1 protein-coding gene is annotated in these 569 nt (G+C 56.9%); it reads left to right on the plus strand.

The features are described 5' to 3' along the window. Positions 1–569: thiamine pyrophosphate-dependent enzyme (locus tag B2R17_RS06135; RefSeq protein ID WP_286763281.1), on the plus strand; the 569-nt coding region annotated here is incomplete at both ends.

Here is a 569-nt window from a genome sequence, read left to right on the forward strand (position 1 = left end):
TGTCGCACGAAGTCCAACGACGGATCTACACACGACTGGCCGATGCGACGATCTTCGAAGAATTTGTTCGCCGGAAATTCGTCGGTGCCAAAACCTTCTCGCTCGAAGGTGCCGAAAGCCTGATTCCTCTGATTGACCTGGCACTTGAAAAAGCGGGCCAGCATCAAGTCAAAGAGGTCGTCATGGCGATGGCACACCGTGGACGCCTCAACGTGATGGCGAACATCCTCAAGAAGCGGGCGATGAACATCTTTTGGTCGTTTGACGATCCAACCCCTGAACTCAGCCGCGGTGGCGGTGACGTTCGTTACCACCTCGGGTACAGCAGCGATTGGAAAACCGCATCCGGTGATCGCCTGCACATCTCGCTGTGCTTCAACCCCAGCCACCTTGAGTACGTCAACACGGTCGCTCTGGGACGCACACGCTGCAAACAAGACAATCGCGGCGACGTGGATCGACAAGACGTCATGACGGTATTGATTCACGGCGACGCCGCTTTTGCCGGCGAAGGCGTGGTTCAAGAAACGCTCAACCTCAGCGAACTGAAGGGTTACCGCACCGGCGGC

It is taken from the genome of Rhodopirellula sp. UBA1907 (assembly GCF_002337565.1).
Classification (GTDB): domain Bacteria; phylum Planctomycetota; class Planctomycetia; order Pirellulales; family Pirellulaceae; genus Rhodopirellula; species Rhodopirellula europaea.